This window comes from Allobosea sp. P2_B12, from assembly GCF_056404835.1.
Window position 1 is genome coordinate 271,129 of the sequence record NZ_JBFUDG010000004.1, and the last position, 17,129, is coordinate 288,257.

Annotated in this window: 13 protein-coding genes; 5 read left to right on the forward strand and 8 right to left on the reverse strand. The window is 66.4% G+C overall.

Annotated features, from left to right (window positions below):
- Positions 1 to 78 precede the first annotated feature (78 nt).
- The 5 genes from AC1DYU_RS13000 to AC1DYU_RS13020 form a co-directional block, all read right to left on the reverse strand.
- Positions 79 to 1,158, reverse strand: coding sequence for a branched-chain amino acid ABC transporter permease (locus AC1DYU_RS13000; RefSeq protein ID WP_476791984.1), 1,080 nt, complete (start codon positions 1,156 to 1,158; stop codon positions 79 to 81).
- Between the two features lie 10 nt (positions 1,159 to 1,168).
- Positions 1,169 to 2,083, reverse strand: a complete 915-nt coding sequence (locus AC1DYU_RS13005) for a branched-chain amino acid ABC transporter permease (RefSeq protein ID WP_476792104.1) — start codon at positions 2,081 to 2,083, stop codon at positions 1,169 to 1,171.
- A 337-nt stretch (positions 2,084 to 2,420) separates the two neighbouring features.
- Positions 2,421 to 3,236: an ABC transporter ATP-binding protein gene (locus AC1DYU_RS13010; RefSeq protein ID WP_476791985.1), complete on the reverse strand. Its 816-nt coding sequence runs from the start codon at positions 3,234 to 3,236 to the stop codon at positions 2,421 to 2,423.
- Positions 3,233 to 5,218, reverse strand: a complete 1,986-nt coding sequence (locus AC1DYU_RS13015; RefSeq protein WP_476791986.1) for an AMP-dependent synthetase/ligase — start codon at positions 5,216 to 5,218, stop codon at positions 3,233 to 3,235. The genes AC1DYU_RS13010 and AC1DYU_RS13015 overlap by 4 nt, the downstream gene beginning before the upstream one ends.
- Before the next feature lie 242 nt (positions 5,219 to 5,460).
- A complete protein-coding gene (locus AC1DYU_RS13020; RefSeq protein WP_158482448.1) occupies positions 5,461 to 6,135 on the reverse strand; it encodes a Crp/Fnr family transcriptional regulator in 675 nt (224 codons plus the stop codon).
- A 233-nt stretch (positions 6,136 to 6,368) separates the two neighbouring features.
- Here AC1DYU_RS13020 and AC1DYU_RS13025 point away from each other — a divergent pair, with 233 nt between their 5' ends.
- Positions 6,369 to 7,025, forward strand: a complete 657-nt coding sequence (locus AC1DYU_RS13025; RefSeq protein WP_476791987.1) for a DUF1007 family protein — start codon at positions 6,369 to 6,371, stop codon at positions 7,023 to 7,025.
- Between the two features lie 7 nt (positions 7,026 to 7,032).
- On the forward strand, positions 7,033 to 8,055 hold the full coding sequence (locus tag AC1DYU_RS13030) for a nickel/cobalt transporter (protein WP_476791988.1): 1,023 nt from the start codon (positions 7,033 to 7,035) through the stop codon (positions 8,053 to 8,055).
- Positions 8,056 to 8,065: 10 nt separating this feature from the next.
- On the opposite strand, the gene AC1DYU_RS13035 is transcribed toward AC1DYU_RS13030, so the two are convergent.
- Positions 8,066 to 9,007 (reverse strand): DUF6454 family protein, encoded by a 942-nt coding sequence (locus AC1DYU_RS13035; protein WP_476791989.1) that lies wholly within the window; start codon positions 9,005 to 9,007, stop codon positions 8,066 to 8,068.
- Between the two features lie 458 nt (positions 9,008 to 9,465).
- On the opposite strand from AC1DYU_RS13035, the gene AC1DYU_RS13040 reads away from it, so the two are divergent.
- Positions 9,466 to 10,959: an amidase gene (locus AC1DYU_RS13040; protein WP_476791990.1), complete on the forward strand. Its 1,494-nt coding sequence runs from the start codon at positions 9,466 to 9,468 to the stop codon at positions 10,957 to 10,959.
- 116 nt (positions 10,960 to 11,075) lie between these two features.
- Entirely contained in the window at positions 11,076 to 12,656 is a 1,581-nt protein-coding gene (locus AC1DYU_RS13045; RefSeq protein WP_476791991.1) for an ABC transporter substrate-binding protein, read from the forward strand.
- Positions 12,657 to 12,787: 131 nt separating this feature from the next.
- Here AC1DYU_RS13045 and AC1DYU_RS13050 read toward each other — a convergent pair whose 3' ends face one another.
- Positions 12,788 to 14,401 (reverse strand): gamma-glutamyltransferase, encoded by a 1,614-nt coding sequence (locus tag AC1DYU_RS13050; protein ID WP_476791992.1) that lies wholly within the window; start codon positions 14,399 to 14,401, stop codon positions 12,788 to 12,790.
- Between the two features lie 161 nt (positions 14,402 to 14,562).
- The gene (locus tag AC1DYU_RS13055) at positions 14,563 to 15,732 is read right to left on the reverse strand and encodes a diaminopropionate ammonia-lyase (RefSeq protein WP_476791993.1); all 1,170 of its coding nucleotides are present in this window, start codon (positions 15,730 to 15,732) and stop codon (positions 14,563 to 14,565) included.
- A 138-nt stretch (positions 15,733 to 15,870) separates the two neighbouring features.
- On the opposite strand from AC1DYU_RS13055, the gene AC1DYU_RS13060 reads away from it, so the two are divergent.
- Positions 15,871 to 17,127, forward strand: a complete 1,257-nt coding sequence (locus AC1DYU_RS13060; RefSeq protein WP_476791994.1) for an aminopeptidase — start codon at positions 15,871 to 15,873, stop codon at positions 17,125 to 17,127.
- The last annotated feature ends 2 nt before the right edge of the window (positions 17,128 to 17,129 follow it).

Sequence of the window (17,129 nt, forward strand, 5' to 3'; positions counted from 1 at the left end):
GGCATCGAGGCCCCGCCGGTCTGCTTTCGCCCGCGTCCTTGAAGGCCGACGCGGATCGTTTCTCGGGCCGTCCCCGCCTCAGTATGGGAACGGCCATGTCCGCAATTTCTGCTTCCCGATCTGCCAGAGCCGCGCCAGCCCATGCGGCTCGACGATCAGGAAGACGATGATCAGCGCGCCGACCAGCATGAAGGTGACATGCTCGGCCGTGGCGCCAGACAGCGGCACGCCGAGTGCCGGCAGGCCGAACTTCATGATCGTCGGCAGGCTGGCGATGAAGGCCGCCCCGAGGAAGGAGCCGATCAGCGAGCCCAGGCCCCCGATGATGACCATGAACAGGATGTTGAAGGAGAGTCGGATGTTGAACACGTCGGCCGCTTCGCCGCCGCCGTACCAGAGGAAGATCATCATCGCGCCGGCGACGCCGGCATAGAAGGACGAGACCGCGAAGGCGAGCAGCTTGGCGTTGAGCAATTTGATGCCCATCAATTCGGCGGCAATGTCCATGTCGCGCACCGCCATCCAGGAGCGCCCTATCTTGCCATGGACGAGGTTCGAGGCGAACCAGGTCAGCATGACGACGAGGACGAGGCAGACATAATACCGCGTCTCAGGCGCGGCCGAGGCGCCGGTGATGGGAATGCCGAACAACAGACGCTGCGGCACCTCGATCGCGCCCGAGGCGTTGTAGTTGAACAGCCAGGGCACGCGCACGAAAGCCCATTGCAGGAAGAACTGCGCGGCGAGCGTCGCGACCGCCAGGTAGAAGCCCTTGATCCGCAGCGAAGGCAGGCCGAACAGCACGCCGATTGCCGCCGAGAACAGGCCGGACACCAGGATCAGGAAGATGATGTTCACGCCGGGAAAAGCTGTCGTCATCTTGTAGGCCGCATAAGCGCCGACCCCCATGAAGGCCGCGGTGCCAAGCGAGATCAGTCCGGTATAGCCGGTCAGGATGTTGAGCCCGATCGCTGCCAGCGAGAACACCAGGAACGGGATCATCACCGAGGTGATGAAGAAGTCGTTGCCGATCAAGGGTATGCCGATGAAGGCGATCAACAGGATCACGGCGAGCCCGATCCGGTCCTGCCGGATCGGAAACACGGCCATGTCGGCCTGGTAGGTGGATTTGAACTGGCCGGCCTCGCGGTAGAACATGGCTTGGCCCTCAAATCCGCTCGATGATCTTGTCGCCGAACAGGCCCTGCGGCCTGAACAGCAGGAAGCCCAGCGCGATGAAATAGGCCAGCCAGCTCTCGATGCCGCCGCCGATCAGCGGGCCCCAGTAGAACTCGCCGATCTTCTCGCCGATGCCGATGATCAGCCCGCCGATGATCGCGCCGGGGATCGAGGTGAAACCGCCAAGGATCAGCACGGGAAGCGCCTTCAGCGCCACGATCTCGAGCGCGAAGGAGACGTCCGAACGCGCGCCCCACATGATGCCGGTGATCAGCGCGACGATGCCGGCGGTGAACCAGACGATGACCCAGATCTGGTTCAAGGAGATGCCAACCGAGAGCGCCGCCTTGTGGCTGTCGGCGACCGCGCGCAGCGCCCGCCCGATGCGGGTGTACTGGAAGAACAGCGCCAGCACCGCGATCATCACCGAAGCGATGATCGCAGCCGCAATGTCGATCTTCTGCAGCGAGACCAGCCCGCCGAGTATCTTCAGATCGACCGCGCCCTTGGGCAGCCAGAGCTGGTCGGCGATCATCTGCTTGGGGTTGCCGCCAAAGACGGATTCGCCGAGCCCGATCAGGAAATAGGTGATGCCGAAGGTCGCCATGAACAGGATGATGTCGGGCTGGTTGACCAGCGGGCGCAGCACCACCCGCTCGATCGCCACCGCCAGCACGAACATCACGCCGAGCGTCAGGATCACCGCGAGCCAGGCCGGCACGCCCTTCTCATGCAGCCCGACCAGCGTCAGCGCCGAGAACACGACCATGATCCCCTGCGCGAAGTTGAACACGCCAGAGGCCTTGAAGATCAGCACGAAGCCGAGCGCGATCAGCGCGTAAAGCACGCCCGAGACCAGCCCCTCCCAGACGGCCTGGACCAGCAGGTCGGGCGCCGCGGCCATCTGCTCGAACGGATCGATGAAGATCTTGTAGAGCGTGCCGGAGGTGTCGAGCCGCGCGCCGAGGATCGCGGCGGCGACGATGGCGGCCAGGATCAACCCGGCCTTGATCCAGGGGTTGGCGAGAAGGTTCGGCGCGGGCCGTGCGGCAACGTCGCTCATGGTTGCGCCTTCCAAATCATCGGCAATTGAAACGAGCCCTCATCCTGAGGAGCCGCGAAGCGGCGTCTCGAAGGATGTTCCAGCTCGCGCCGAAAGAGCCCTCTGGAGCATCCTTCGAGACGCGCTCCTGCGGAGCGCTCCTCAGGATGAGGGCTGAGGGTGAGACGGGTGCGGTCCATCAATGCGCCACTCCCAAATAGGCATCGATCACCTTCTGGTCGGCCTTCACCTCGCTGGGCGTGCCGTCGGCGATCTTGCGGCCATATTCGAGCACGACGACGCGGTCGGAGAGGTCCATGACCACGCCCATATCGTGCTCGATCAACGCGATCGTGGTGCCGAATTGCTGGTTCACGTCGAGGATGAAGCGGCACATGTCCTCCTTCTCCTCGAGGTTCATGCCGGCCATCGGCTCGTCGAGCAGGAGCAGCTCCGGCTCCATCGCCAGCGCCCGGCCGAGCTCGACGCGCTTCTGCAGGCCGTAGGGCAGCTTGCCGACAGGCAGCTTGCGGATGTGCTCGATCTGCAGGAAGTCGATGATGTCCTCGACCACGCGGCGGTGCTCGATCTCCTCCGTCATCGCCGGGCCGTGGCGCAGCGCCTGCCAGAAGAAGCCGCGCTTCATCTTCAGCGTGCGCCCGGTCATGATGTTGTCGAGCGTCGACATGCCCTTGAACAGCGCGACGTTCTGGAAGGTCCGCGCGATGCCGGCGGCGGCCGCGCGATGCGGCTTCATCCTGTCGCGGCGCTGGCCCTTGAAGGTGATCTGGCCCTCCTGCGGCTGGTAGAAGCCGTTGATGCAGTTCAGCATTGAGGTCTTGCCGGCGCCGTTGGGGCCGATGATCGCGCGCACCTCGCCCTTGCGGATATCGAAGGAGACATCCGAGATCGCCTTCACACCGCCAAAGCGCAGCGAGACGTTCTGGACGGAAAGAAGCACTTCGCTCGTCTCGCGGATCGGTTCGCCGGTCACGTTCATGGATTCCGCGTTCATGCCGCCCTCGCCGGAAGCGGACGCTCGGGCGCGGTCGCCGGATAGGTCTTGGCGTCGCGCACCTTGACGTTGGCCGAGATCACACCCTTGCGGCCATCTTCGAAGGTCACCTCGGTGGAGATGTCGGCAGCCTGGGAACCGTCATAGAGCGCCTCGACCAGCGGGGCGTAGCGCTCGGCGATAAAGCCGCGCCGGACCTTCTGCGTGCGCGTCAGCTCGCCGTCATCGGCATCGAGTTCCTTGTGCAGGATCAGGAAGCGCCGGATCTGCGCCCCGCCCATCAGCGGCTCGGCAGCCAGCGAGCGGTTCACCTCGTCGACATGCTGAGCGATCATGTCGTAGACGAGATCGTGCCCGGCGAGCTCCTGGTAGGAAGCGTAGACGACGTTGTTGCGCTCGGCCCAGTTGCCCACCGCCGTCAGGTCGATGTTGAGCGCGACGGTCGCGTAGTCGCGGCCTTGGCCGAAGGCCACGGCCTCCTTGATGTTGGGATAGAATTTCAGCTTGTTCTCGATGTATTTCGGTGGGAACAGCTCGCCGCTGCTGAGCTTGCCGACATCCTTGGCCCGGTCGATGATCTTGAGATGCCCCTCCTCGTCGAAGAATCCGGCATCGCCGGAACGGACATAGCCATCGGCGGTCATCGTCTCGGCTGTTTTCTCGGGGTCCTTGTAATAGCCGCCGAAGATCGAGGGCGAGCGGTAGAGCACCTCGCCATTCTCGTCGATCCGGATCTCGACCAGCGGCGCCGGGCGCCCGACCGTATCGGCCCGGATCTCGCCGTTCGGCTGCATGGTGATGTAGATGCCGGCTTCCGTCTGTCCGTAGAGCTGCTTCAGGTTGATGCCGATCGAGCGGTAGAACCTGAACAGCTCAGGGCCGATCGCCTCGCCAGCGGTATAGCCGACCTTGATCTTGGTCAGGCCGAAGCGGTTGCGCAGGGGGCCGTAGACCAGGATGTTGCCGAGCCCGTAGAGCAGGCGGCCGCCGAGCGGCACGCTCTCCCCGTTCAGGACCCGCTCGCCATACTGCTTCGCTACACCAAGGAAGTAGTGGAACATCTTCCGCTTTAGCGCGCTGGCATCCTCCATGCGCACCATGGTCAGCGTCAGCATGGTCTCGAAGACGCGCGGCGGCGCGAAGGCATAGGTCGTGCCGACCTCGCGCCGGTCGTCGATCACGGTTTCCGGCCCCTCCGGGCAATTGACGCAGAAGCCGGCGACGATCGCCTGCGCATAGGAGAAGACATGGTCGCCGACCCAGGCGATCGGCAGATAGGCGATGATCTCGTCGCTCTCGTTCAGCCCGTCGAACTGGCAGCCGATCTCGGCAGCCGTGATGATGTTGTAATGGCTGAGCATGACGCCCTTGGGCCGGCCGGTGGTACCCGAGGTGTAGAGGATGATGCCGAGGTCCGAGCCTGAACCGGCCTGCATTTCGCGCTCCAGCGCGACGGCAGCATCAGGGTTCGAAGCGAGGTCCTTACGCCCGGTCGCGATGATCTCGTCGATCGCATGCAGCTTGCCATGGTCGTAGTCGCGCAAACCGCGCGGCTCGTCATAGAGCATGTGGCGCAGATTCGGCAGGCGCTCCGCGATCGAGAGGATCTTGTCGACCTGCTCCTGGTCCTGCACCACGGCGAAGACCGCCTCGGCATGATCCAGCACATAAGCCATCTCGTCGGCGACGCTGTCGGCATAAACAGGCACCGGCACGGCCCCCAGCCATTGCGCGGCCGCCATCGACCAGTAGAGACGCGGCCGGTTGTAGCCGATGATCGCGACCTTCTCGCCGCGCTTCAGCCCAAGAGTCTGCAATTGCCGCGCGAAGCCGCGGACCTGCTCGGCGACCTCCGCCCAGTTCCAGGACTGCCAGATGCCGAGGTCCTTGTGGCGGAACGCCACGCGACCGCCGCGCTCACGCGCATTGCGCAGCAGCAATTTCGGAAAGGTATCCGCCTGGCCGGCGCTCGCGCTTGCCATCGTCCATCTCCACCCTGAGCAGCCGGCGTACATGGCGCCTGCCTTCGTTCAGGCCATTCGGCCCTTGTCGTTGGGCTGAGCCTCGCAGCCGTGCATGAGCTTTGCAAGGGCAGGCTTGACAGACAATTCGTCTTTCGGAGACTATCGTCTTGCAGAGATGTGTCCGGCAGGCTGGTACACGCGATTATGATCGCGCCCTGCAGGCGCAGCATGTCCCGTTCCGTCATTGCCGGCGCTGCCGCTCATCCCTCGTAGCGCGCCAGCCTCTCGACATCGAGAATCGTCACGCTGCCATGCCCGATCTCGAGCAGGCCGAGCCCGGCGAGCTTTTGCAGCCCCTGATTGGCGATCTGGCGCGACATGCCGGCGAGCAGGCCGAGTTCCTCCTGGCTGACCTCGAGCGTGCGGCCCTTGTCGGGATAGAGCGTCGGGTTGAACAGCCAGGCGAGGTTGCGCGCCAGCCGGCCCGTCGAGTCGAGCGTGCGCTCGGTTTCCGCCAGCGCGATGAACTGGGCGAGGCGCTCGTTGAACTGGTGCACGAGGAAGCGGTTGAACGCGGCCGAATGCTCGAACAGCCACAGGAAGCTCGAACGCCGCATCAGCGCCAGCCTCGTCTCGCGCAGCGCCACCAGTTCATACCGGCGCAGTTCGCCCTTGATCACCGTGCCCTCGCCGAACCAGGCCCCGGCTCTCATGCCGGCGAGCGTCGCGGATTTGCCGGTCTTCGACGTCGTCGACATCTTGACCAGCCCCTCGGCAATGCCGGTCCAGGCTTCCATCCGGTCGCCGACATGGCAGATGTTCGCGCCCTTGCCGTAAGCCTTGAAGCTGATGCCGCGTCGCGCCTCCTCGAACTCCTCCTCGCGCAGGTCGCGTGACCAGGCGGCGATGGCGCGAAGTTCGTTGGGATCGATCACAGGCGACTCGTTACCATTGGCAAGGCCGGGCGGCCGAAACGAAGGGACACCATGCCGGGCAGCCGGGGCAAGTGCGACTTTTGCCGCGTGAGCCAACCGTCCGCTGGACGGCGCCGCGATTTGGCCCCGTTTCTGGGCGACGCAGGCATCGCCCGATGGTGCGCCGGGGTGGCATGGTCCATCATGCGTCAACCACGCCGCATCAGCTTCGACGCATGCAAAGGATGTCAGCCTTGACGCAGCCGCCGGTCCGTTCCGCTCTGCTCGCGCTCGCCGGCTGCCTCGGTCTCCTGGGCTTTTCAGCTCCCGCCGTGGCCCATCCGCATGTCTTCGTCACGGCACGGGCCGAAATCCTCTATGCGCCCGATGGCACGGTCAGGGCACTGAAGCACATCTGGAGCTTCGACGAGGCTTATTCGGCCTATATCACGCAAGGGTTGGACAAGAACGGCGACGGCAAGCTGACGCCCGACGAGCTCGCCGAGCTCGCCAAGGTCAATGTCGAATCCCTGCCCGATGTTGGCTTCTTCACCACCGCCAAGGCCAATGGCAAGGCCCAGGAATTCGGCCAGCCGAGCGAGGCCGGGCTGGTGTTCGAAAACAAGATCCTGACGCTGACCTATACGCTGCCGCTGAAGACGCCCCCCCATGCCAACCGCTCCTTCGGCATCGAGATCGGCGACCCCAGCTATTTCGTCGCCTTCGACATCGTCGATGCGCCCGATGCCGTGATCACACGCGACGCACCCAAGGGCTGCATCGTCCGTGTCGCCCGCCCGCCGAAGCTCGACCCCACAGTCCAGCAGAAGCTGGCGCAGGAGGACATCACCGCCACCCCCGACACCAGCGGGTTGCAGGTTACGACCCGCGCGCTCGTGGCATGTCCGTGATCCCAAGATGTCCCTGAACGTGCCGCGTATCGCCGCGATGCCATGGCCCGCGCTGTCGCGCCGGCTGAGCGTGATGGCGCTCGCCATCGCGCTCGTCGCAGGCGGGCTCGCGCTGCTGGCCGCCGTCATCGGCGCCTGGAGCCCACCGCCGCTACCGCCGCCGCGCAATCCCTTCGGCGTGCCTTTGCCGCGCGAATCCCTGCCCTCGACCACCGGCATCGGCGGGATGATCCTCGCCTGGCAATCCGCGTTCTACCGCGATCTGACCGCGACGCTGAAGGCCGTGGCCGCAAATCCGGCCGCGCTCTGGGGCCTGCTGGCGCTCTCCTTCGGCTATGGCGTCTTTCATGCCGCCGGCCCTGGCCATGGCAAGGCGGTGATCTCCGGCTATATCGTCGCCGATGACCGCAGCCTGCGGCGCGGCCTCGCCTTGAGCTTCGCCGCCGCCGCCCTGCAGGCCCTGGTCGCAGTCGCGCTCGTCGGCACGCTGACCATCGCGCTGCGTCAGACGGTCCAGACGATGGCCGTCGCCACCGACGTCATCGAGCGTGCGAGCTTCGCCCTGGTCGCCCTGGTCGGCGCCTTCGTGCTCTGGCGCAAGGCAGGCGCGCTCTTGGCGCTCGGCCATGGCGCGCAGGCGCATGATCCCTCCTGCGACCATGTCCATATGCCCGGCCCCGACGAGATCGCCCGATTGCGCGGCTGGCGCGAAATGGCCGGCGTCGTCTTCGCGGCGGGCCTGCGCCCCTGCGCAGGCGCCCTGATCATCCTGGTCTTCGCGGCGTCTCAGGGCCTGTTCTGGGCCGGCATCGCCGCGACCTTCGCCATGGCGCTCGGCACGGCCCTGACGACGGGTGCGCTCGCGGCGCTGGCGGTCTTCTTCAAATTCGCCGCGCTCAGGCTGGCCGGCGGCTCCTCGCTGCGCAGTGCGCGGATCATCGCCGGGCTCGAATTGCTCGCCGCCGCCTTCGTCGCGGTGCTCGGCGCGGCACTCTTCCTCGGGCTGGCGATGGGCGGGCAGGGCAGCTGAAAGCCGACGCTTATTTCGTCACCGCCTCATAGGTGAACAGCGTGGACTGATCGTCGTCCGGCATGAAATAGGCCCGCACGCCCTGCCCCGTCGGCTCAACCCAAAACGGGTTCTGAGTCATCGGCAAACCCGACGGCGACCAGAGTTCGATCGGAACCTGGAACACCGGTCGGTTGTCCTTGAGGCTGACGATCTCGAGGCCGCCGAGGCGGAAGACCGGGCCGTCCTTGGCCGCGCGGTAATTGTTCAGGCCGGAGCAGAGCATCCGGCTCATGCCGATGAAATGACAATCCTGATAGTCGATATAGAGCGCCGGATTGGTGACGCGCAGTCGCTCCGGCGGCGTCGATGCGTTCATCACCTTGCCGGCTGCGTCGAGCGGCCACGCGTAGAAGCGGCGCGAACCCCAGCTCACCCCATGCAGCGACTTGTCGTCGGTGTTGTGGACGATGCCGCCGACATGGTCCTTGAAACGGAAGACCTCGGTCGCCTTCATCGTCTCCGGATCGACCTTGTAGATGACGGACTGGCTGTTGGGCCGGTATTCGGCGACGGGAACCCAGATGTCCTTGCCGTCGAAGTCGATGCCGCCGGGATGATAGATCGCCCCTTCGCCCAGCGTGATGTCGGCAAGCAGCTTGCCTTGCGCATCGAATTTGAAGAGATGGCCGACACCTTCGCCGGTATCACGGTCATAGCCGTCCTGTAGCGCGGGATAGCGGGTGGTCGGCTTTCTGATATCGACGGACGAGACGAAGAAGGCATCGCCGATCTTGAGCATGCCTTGCGGATGGAAGGTCGGGAACTGGAGCTTGACCGCGGCCGTCTGTTGCCATGCCGTTGCGCGGGTGAGCGTCTGAACGAGCCCGTTAAGCGCGGGATCGGCGGCCGAGGCCGATTGGCCAAGCGCCATGATGCCGGCCGCGATCAGTCCCTTGATGAAACTCTTCATGGTCATTCTCCGCTCCCGTACGGGAAGAGCTGTTACCTGCCCCGGGTAACGATCCCAAGACATCGGAGTAACAAGACATCGGAGTGAACGGCATTCGACCACTGCACGTAAAGCGGTCTCAAATGAGCCGGCAAGGGGATCGCTCTCGATCAGGATCGGCTGGCCAGGTCTCGTCGCCTCCGCCGCCGCGCCCAGGAGGCGGCGAGCGCATCGACATCGTCCTGCTAAGCCACCCTCTGGCGATCGGCAGGTACCCCCAGCGCCTCGCACCAGCGCTCGCAATGGTCCGAGCCGGCGGGCAGCAGCCGGCGGCGACGGCCTCGCGATGAACGGGCGGGGAAGCTGACGCTCCCCTGCGCTGCCGGCACTTCACGGCAGCCGGCTTTTGCTTAGAGTGCCCCGGCCGGATTCGGGCACGCCTCTTGCGTCGCGCGGCCGTCAACGAAAGGCCTGCCAACGTGACCGAACCCTGCGAACTCAGCGCCGTCGAGGCTCGTGCCTTGATCGGAGCGAAGAAACTCTCCGCCGTCGAACTGCTCGAAAGCTGCATCCGCCGCACCGACGCCGTCGATCCCGCCGTCAACGCCATGGTCGCCCGCGACGATGAGCGCGCCCGTTCCGCCGCCAAGGCCGCCGATGCCGCCACCATGCGCGGCGATGCGCTTCCCGCTTTGCACGGCCTGCCGATCGGCATCAAAGATCTGGAGAACGTCGCAGGATTGCGCACCACCTATGGCAGCCAGCTCTACCGTGACCATGTTCCGGCGGAAGACCAGCTCATCGTCGCCAAGGTCCGCCAGGCCGGCGCGATCGTGCTCGGCAAGACCAACACGCCTGAATGGGGCGCCGGCGCCAACACCCGCAACGCCGTCTATGGCGCGACCGGAAACCCGTTCGACCCGATGAAATGCGCCGCCGGCTCCTCGGGCGGCTCCGGCGTCGTGCTGGCGACAGGAATGGTGCCGATCGCCACCGGTTCGGACACCGGCGGCTCGCTGCGCAATCCCGCCGCCTATAACGGCATCGTCGGCTTCAGGCCGTCGCCTGGCCTCGTGCCGAGCGAGAAGCGCCCGCTCGGCTGGAACCCGCTCTCGGTGCTCGGCCCGATGGCCCGGACCGTGCCCGATCTCTGCCTGCTGCTCTCGACCATGATCGGCGACGACGCGGCCGACCCGCTGGCGACGACGATCCACGGCCAGACCGTCCGCCGCCCCGAGGATTTCGCGCGGCCGGCCAGCATCGACCTCGCTTCGTTGAAGGTCGCGATCACCCCCGATTTCGGGTTCGCACCCACCGAGAAACACATCCGCAAGGTCTTCGCCCAGAAGGTCGGTTCCTTCTCGTCGCTCTTTGCCGCGACGGAGGAGGCGACGCCCGACTGCTCCGGCACCGACGAGACCTTCGAGGTGCTGCGCGCGGTCTCCTTCCTCGCCGGCATGTATGAGCGTGTCCGCGACACGCCCGAGATGGTCGGCCCCAATGTCCGCGCCAATGTCGAGGAAGGGCTGCGCTATGGCGCGCTCGACATCACCCGCGCGCTGAAGCAGCAGACCGTGCTCTACAAGAACTGGCAGTCCTTCTTCGGCGATTACGACGTCATCCTGTCGCCGGCGGTGACGCTGAGCCCACGGCCCTGGTCGGAGCTCTATCCGGCCGAGATCGACGGCACGCCGACAAGGACCTATTTCCACTGGCTGGCGCTGGCCTATGCCGTCACCACCGTCGGTCATCCGGCGATCTCGCTGCCGGTCGGGCTCGACGACCACGGCATGCCCTTCGGCCTGCAGATCGTCGGGCCCCGCGGCGGCGACGCCAAGGTGCTGGCAGTGGCCGCCGCGCTGGAACGGGCGCTCGCGGGCGACCCGCTGACGGCCCGGCCCGTGCCCGACATCGCCAGGCTCGCGGCCGGGCCACGGCTCAGCGATGCGCCCGGCTTCCTCGGCTTCGACTGAGCCGTTGCGTCCAGGCGCGTCGACCGGCAGGCCGGGACGACAGAAACGTCCAAGACAGCCTTCCCGTGGCACATCTCCATGCCGTCAATGATCAGAACACGAAGGGGTCAACATCCATGAAGCGTCGTACATTCCTGAAGGGCGCGACTGCCCTGACACTGGCCGGGCCGTCCATGGTCGGACGCGCGTCGGCACAAGCGGCGACCACGCTGAAATTCGTGCCGCAGGCCAATCTGACCGCGCTCGACCCGGTCTGGACGACCGCGACCGTGACCAGCAATCACGGCTACTATGTCTACGATACGCTCTACGGGCTCGATCTCGCCGGAAAGCCGCAGCCGCAGATGGTCGACAGCCACGAGGTCGCGGCCGACGGCAAGAGCTGGCGCTTCAAGCTGCGCGACGGGCTTGCCTTCCATGACGGCACGCCCGTCAAGGCCGCAGATTGCCTTCAGAGCCTGAAGCGCTGGGTCCAGCGCGACCCTTACGGCCAGCTTCTCGCCAAGGCCATCGAATCCTCCGCCGCCGTGGACGACAAGACCTTCGAGATCAAGCTGACGCGGGCCTTCCCGATGATGCTCGACGTGCTCGCCAAGGCCGATGGCGCCCTCTTCATTATGCCGGAACGCCTGGCCCAGACCGATGCGACCAAGCAGGTGACCGAGGTGATCGGCTCCGGCCCCTATCGTTTCATCCCGTCGGAATACGTCTCGGGCAGCAAGGTCGCCTATGAGAAGTTCGAGGGCTACAAGCCTCGCTCCGAGCCTCCCAGCCGCAATGCCGGCGGCAAGGTCGCGAATTTCAAGCGCATCGAATGGCAGATCCTGCCCGATCCGGCGACGGCGGCCAACGCGCTGATCAAGGGCGAGGTCGACTGGTGGGAGCGCCCGCTCAGCGACCTGCAGCCGATGCTGGCGCGGAGCCCCGACATCACCCGCGAGGTCACCGACGAGTCCGGCCGCGGCGCCATCATGCGGCTCAACCACCTGCAGCCGCCCTTCAACAACCCGAAGGTGCGCGCCGCCGTCCGCATGGCGGTCAACCAGGAAGACTACATGCGCGCCACCCAGGGCGACGATACCTCGGTCTGGAAGACCTCGCGCAATCTCTGGTTCCGCGGCAGCCAGTACTATGACGGCGAGCTCGAGGACCTGATGCCCCAGAGCATCGAGAAGGCCAAGGCAGCGCTGAAGGAGTCCGGCTACAATGGCGAGAAGGTCGTCATCATCAACCCGACCGACTTCCCCGATATCGGCCCGCTCGGCGACGTGACCTATGAACTGCTCAAGAGCATCGGCATGACCGTCGATTTCGTCGCGAGCGATTGGGGCACGGTCATCCAGCGCCGCAACAGCCGCGAATCCGTCGAGAAGGGCGGCTGGAGCATCTTCCACACCACGGGCTCAACCACTGGCTGGGGTAACCCGGCCTTGTCCTATCTGGTGCGCGGCCAGGGCGCCAAGGGCTGGTTCGGCTGGTACGAGAGCGCCAAGGCGGAGGCTCTGGCCGAGGAGTGGCTCTACGCGCCCGACGAGCCCGCGCAGAAGAAGGCCGCCGCCGCATTGGGCCGGCTCGCGCTGGAAGACACAGCGACGATCCCGCTCGGCGTCTTCATGATCCGCACCGCCTACCGCAAGAGCCTGACCGGCATGCAGAAGGGCTCGGCGCCCTATCCCTGGGGCCTGAAGCGGGTCTGACAAGCCCGCGGCGCGCACTCACCGTCATGGTCGGGCTTGTCCCGACCATCCACGTCTTCTTGCATCGAGCGCTATGCCCAAGACGTGGATGCTCGCCACAAGGGCGAGCATGGCGGAATAGTGCTCCGGCCCTACCGCTTCGCCGCCACCGCGGCCGACCAGGGCGAGATCACATCGCTGATGCCCTCGGCGCCGTCGGCATCGACGCGGATCAGGTTGGGGCAGGCGAAGTTGATCGGCAGCACGCCGTGCTCGACGACGACGAGCGGTCCGGCCGCCTCCAGCGCCGCAAGCGTCCCAGTAGGCAGGCGCAGATCGGCGCTGGTCTGGTCCGGGCCGGAGACGTCGATGCGCGGCAGATGCGCGGCTTCCTCGAGGCCCAACTCGCAATCCACCGTCCAGGCCAGCATCTGGTAGACGCTCGCCAGGATGCGTCGGCCGCCCGAGGAGCCGCCGGCATAGCGCGGCCAGCCGCCATTCTTCGGCGTCACGATCACCGGGCACATGTTGCACAAAGGCCTGGCGCCGGGCGCGATCGCATTGGCACTGCCGGGGCGCGGATCGAACCACATCATGCCGTTGTTCATCAGCACACCGGTATCGGGCAGCACGACGCGGCTACCCATCGAGGAGAGCAGCGTCGTCGTCACCGAGACGAGCGTGCCGTCGCCATCGACGACGGTCAGATGGGTGGTGCAGGTGTCGCCCGGTTCCTTCGCCGCCGAGCCTGGAACAGATTTGGCGGCCCCGAGCCCTTCGAGGCGGCTGGCGTAAGCGTCGCGCATCACCCGCGACAGCGTCGCGAACCACTCCGCATCGGGGCCGTGAGGAGCTGGCTTGTCGGCAGCCATGCCCTCGACCACCGCCTCCAGCGTCGGCGCCGCCGTCAAGCCGCCTGCAGTGTGGACGAGATGGGTGCCGCGCCAGTCGATCGTCGGCGCGTCCCGAATGATCGCCTTGCAGCCGGCGAGATCCTCGGCATCGACCACGCCGCCCATCGCCTTGATGTCGGCGACGAGCCGGCCGGCGAGTTCGCCATGGTAGAAATCATCGAGCCCTGCCGAGGCCAGACGCTCCAGCGTCGCCGCCAGATTGCCGAGCGTAAAGAAGCCGGGCTTGCCCTGATAGGGCGGCACCGGCGGCAGGCCGTTCGGCAGATAGATCCGCGCGCTTTCCCCGTAGAGCCGCAGCACCGCCGCCGAGGAGGAGACCTTGAGCGTCGTGTACCAGTCCTGCGCCAGGCCGCGCCTGGCGAGCGCGATCGCTGGTGCCAGCAGCTTCGACACCGGCATGGCCGTGCCGAAGCTTTCTTTCAGCGCGGCATAGCCGGCGACCGATGACGGGATCAGGAAGGAGAGCGGGCCATGGATGTTCACATCGCCCACCACCTCGGGCCAGGTGAACAGATCCTTCTTCATCTCGCCGGTGAGCGGATAATCCGCCGGATCGGCACGGCGCGGCGCGACCGGGCCGAAATCCACGACCTTGGCCGTGGTCTCGTTCGCCTTGAGCACGACCGCAAAACCGATGCCGCCGAGACCGCTGTTCCAGGGCTCAACCGCCGCCAACGCAAAACAGGCCGCGACCGCAGCATCGGCCGCATTGCCGCCGGCCTCGAGGATCGCGGCGCCGGCCTCAGCCGCCTCGCGGTTTTGCGAAACGACGATGCCGTTGCGCCCGCTCGCCATCGGCTTGCCCAGCGTCCAGTTCTGCGTGCGGTAAGGCACTTCTTTCGCAACGGCCATCAGCGACAACTCCCCATCTCGTTTGTCGCGAGACCGCCGGAGATCGGGGCCGCAACGCAAATCCGCACGATATATGACAGAGGCCCAAGATGAATGCGCCAGCCGGATTGAGCGGCGGCCATGCCTCGGCGGCATGCCGCTCGCAGGCTACGCGCAGATCGTCAGTCCGCGTGAACCAACTCCGCATAGCGCTGCGGATCGGTCGCGCCCTCGGTGTTGACGACGAAGACGCGCGAATGGGCGCCGAGGCCAAGCTGCGCCCGGATCGCGGGGTCTGCCGCCGCTGCGATCAACCCGGCCAGGCCCGCGCCGCCACTTTCGCCTGCGACCACGACAGGGTCATCGCCCGCCGGACGCGCCAGCCGGTTCATCACGGCAACCGCATCCGCGTCCTCGACCGTCATGAAGCCATCCGCCACCCGCGACAGGATGCGCCAGGCGACGAGCGAGGGCTCGTAGCAGTCCAGCATCGCCATCACCGTCGGCTCGCCGACTGCCGCCTTGACCGGCTCCCCGGCCCGCGCGCTTTCGAACATGCAGGCCGCGCGCGCCGGATCGACCGCGACGAAGACCGGCCGCTTCTCGCCCAGCACGAGCGCGAGATGGGCCGCAACCGCCGCCGCGATGCCACCGACGCCGACCTGCACGAAGACATGGGTCGGCGGTTGCGGCATCTGGCGCAGCGCCTCGGCGACCAGCGCCGTATAGCCCTGCATCACCAGCCCGGGAATCCGCTCATAGCCCGGCCATGAGGTGTCGGAGACGACGATCCAGCCCTTTTCTCCGGAGACACGCGCCGCCTCGGCCACCGAATCGTCATAGGTTCCTTCAGCCCGGATCATCGTCGCGCCGAAGCGCGCGATCGCCGCGATGCGCTCCTCGCTGACGCCGGAATGCACGAAAATCGCGGCCTGCGCGCCGACGAGCTGCGCACCCTGCGCGACCGAGCGGCCATGATTGCCATCCGTCGCGCAGGAGAAGGTCATGCCGGCCGCGATTGCCCGCACCTTGGGCGCCTGCAGCTCCGCGATGTCGACCAGGCGCCCGAATTGGCGCGAGGCCTCCTCCAGCACGAGCCTGACCACGACATAGGAGCCGCCCAGCGCCTTGAAGCTGCCGAGCCCGAGCCGATGGCCCTCATCCTTGATGTGGACGGCGCCGATCCCGAGCTCGGCCGCCAGCGCCGGCAGCGCATGCAGCGGCGTCACCGCATAATTCTCGCGATGTCGCAGATGGCGCTCGACCTCCGCCGCAGCGTCGGCGCCGAGACATTCGGCATCGGCCGGCAGCAACGGCTTGCGGTGATCTTGATGCGTGTTGAGCAGGAACATGGCGATCTCGTGCGAAGGGCACCGAAGGGTGTTCCGGCGCAAGCGGCGTCATCCTGCAACGTCCCATGAGGGATGGTCCATTGGCGGAGCCCAGACTCTGCACTAGATTCTGCCGACACAAGCGAGCCCAGGCGTCCCATGACCATCCATCAGCGCAGCATCCCCGCATCGATCGACCTCGAAAAGCTCGACAGGCTGGCGCAGGCCGCCGTCCGGGTCGGGCTCAACCTGCAACCCGGCCAGGACCTGTTCCTGACGGCGCCGGTCGCGGCGCTGCCGCTGGTGCGCAAGATCGCCGAGCACGCCTACAAGGCCGGCGCCGGCCTCGTCACGCCGATCCTCTCCGACGAGGAGGTCACGCTTGCCCGCTACCGCTACGGCGGCGACGACAGCTTCGACCGGGCGGCCGGCTGGCTGCATGAGGGCGTCGCCAAGGCTTTCGCCAATAACACGGCGCGCCTCGCCATCGTCGGCGACGACCCGATGCTGCTCTCGGAGCAGGACCCGGCGAAGGTCTCGCGCGCCAGCAAGGCCAATTCGATCGCCTACCAGCCCGCGCTCGAGAAGATCGCCGGCTTCGACATCAACTGGAACATCCTCGCCTTTCCGACCGCCGCCTGGGCCCGCCGGGTGTTTCCGGGTGATGCCGAGGACATCGCGGTCGCCAGGCTTGCCGACGCTATCTTTGCAGCCTCCCGCGTCGAGGCCGGCGATCCGGTTGCCGCCTGGGCGAGCCACAACGCGACGCTGCGGACCCGCACGCAATGGCTCAACGGTCAGCGCTTCCAGGCGCTGCATTTCTCCGGCCCCGGCACCGATCTGACGGTCGGCCTCGCCGACGGCCATGAATGGCAGGGTGGGGCCTCGACGGCGAAGAACGGCGTCACCTGCAATCCAAACATCCCGACCGAGGAGGTGTTCACGACCCCGCACGCGCGGCGCGTCGAGGGCCATGTCTCAAGCACCAAGCCGCTGTCCTATCAGGGCACGCTGATCGACAACATCCAGGTGCGTTTCGAGGCCGGCCGCATCGTCGAATCGAAGGCGACGCGCGGTGGCGACGTGCTGGCCAAGGTGCTCGACACCGACGAGGGCGCGCGCCGACTCGGCGAAGTGGCGCTGGTGCCGCATTCCTCGCCGATTTCGAAGAGCGGGCTCTTGTTCTTCAATACGCTCTTCGACGAGAACGCCGCCTGCCATATCGCGCTCGGGCAGTGCTATTCGAAATGCTTCCTCGACGGCGCGACGCTGACGCCGGAGCAGATCGCGGCCCAGGGCGGCAACAAGAGCTTCATCCATATCGACTGGATGATCGGCTCCGACCAGGTCGACATCGACGGCGTCCACGCCGACGGCAGCCGCGTTGCTGTCTTCCGCAGGGGCGAGTGGGCCTGAGG

What these genes read in the sequence shown, in the direction of transcription:
- AC1DYU_RS13000 (WP_476791984.1), bottom strand. Translation starts at nt 1,158, where the DNA reads ATGTTCTACCGCGAGGCCGGCCAGTTCAAATCCACCTACCAGGCCGAC.
- AC1DYU_RS13005 (WP_476792104.1), bottom strand. Translation starts at nt 2,083, where the DNA reads ATGGCCGCGGCGCCCGACCTGCTGGTCCAGGCCGTCTGGGAGGGGCTG.
- AC1DYU_RS13010 (WP_476791985.1), bottom strand. Translation starts at nt 3,236, where the DNA reads ATGAACGCGGAATCCATGAACGTGACCGGCGAACCGATCCGCGAGACG.
- AC1DYU_RS13015 (WP_476791986.1), bottom strand. Translation starts at nt 5,218, where the DNA reads ATGGCAAGCGCGAGCGCCGGCCAGGCGGATACCTTTCCGAAATTGCTG.
- AC1DYU_RS13030 (WP_476791988.1), top strand. Translation starts at nt 7,033, where the DNA reads ATGTCCCTGAACGTGCCGCGTATCGCCGCGATGCCATGGCCCGCGCTG.
- AC1DYU_RS13035 (WP_476791989.1), bottom strand. Translation starts at nt 9,007, where the DNA reads ATGAAGAGTTTCATCAAGGGACTGATCGCGGCCGGCATCATGGCGCTT.
- AC1DYU_RS13045 (WP_476791991.1), top strand. Translation starts at nt 11,076, where the DNA reads ATGAAGCGTCGTACATTCCTGAAGGGCGCGACTGCCCTGACACTGGCC.
- AC1DYU_RS13050 (WP_476791992.1), bottom strand. Translation starts at nt 14,401, where the DNA reads ATGGCCGTTGCGAAAGAAGTGCCTTACCGCACGCAGAACTGGACGCTG.
- AC1DYU_RS13055 (WP_476791993.1), bottom strand. Translation starts at nt 15,732, where the DNA reads ATGTTCCTGCTCAACACGCATCAAGATCACCGCAAGCCGTTGCTGCCG.
- AC1DYU_RS13060 (WP_476791994.1), top strand. Translation starts at nt 15,871, where the DNA reads ATGACCATCCATCAGCGCAGCATCCCCGCATCGATCGACCTCGAAAAG.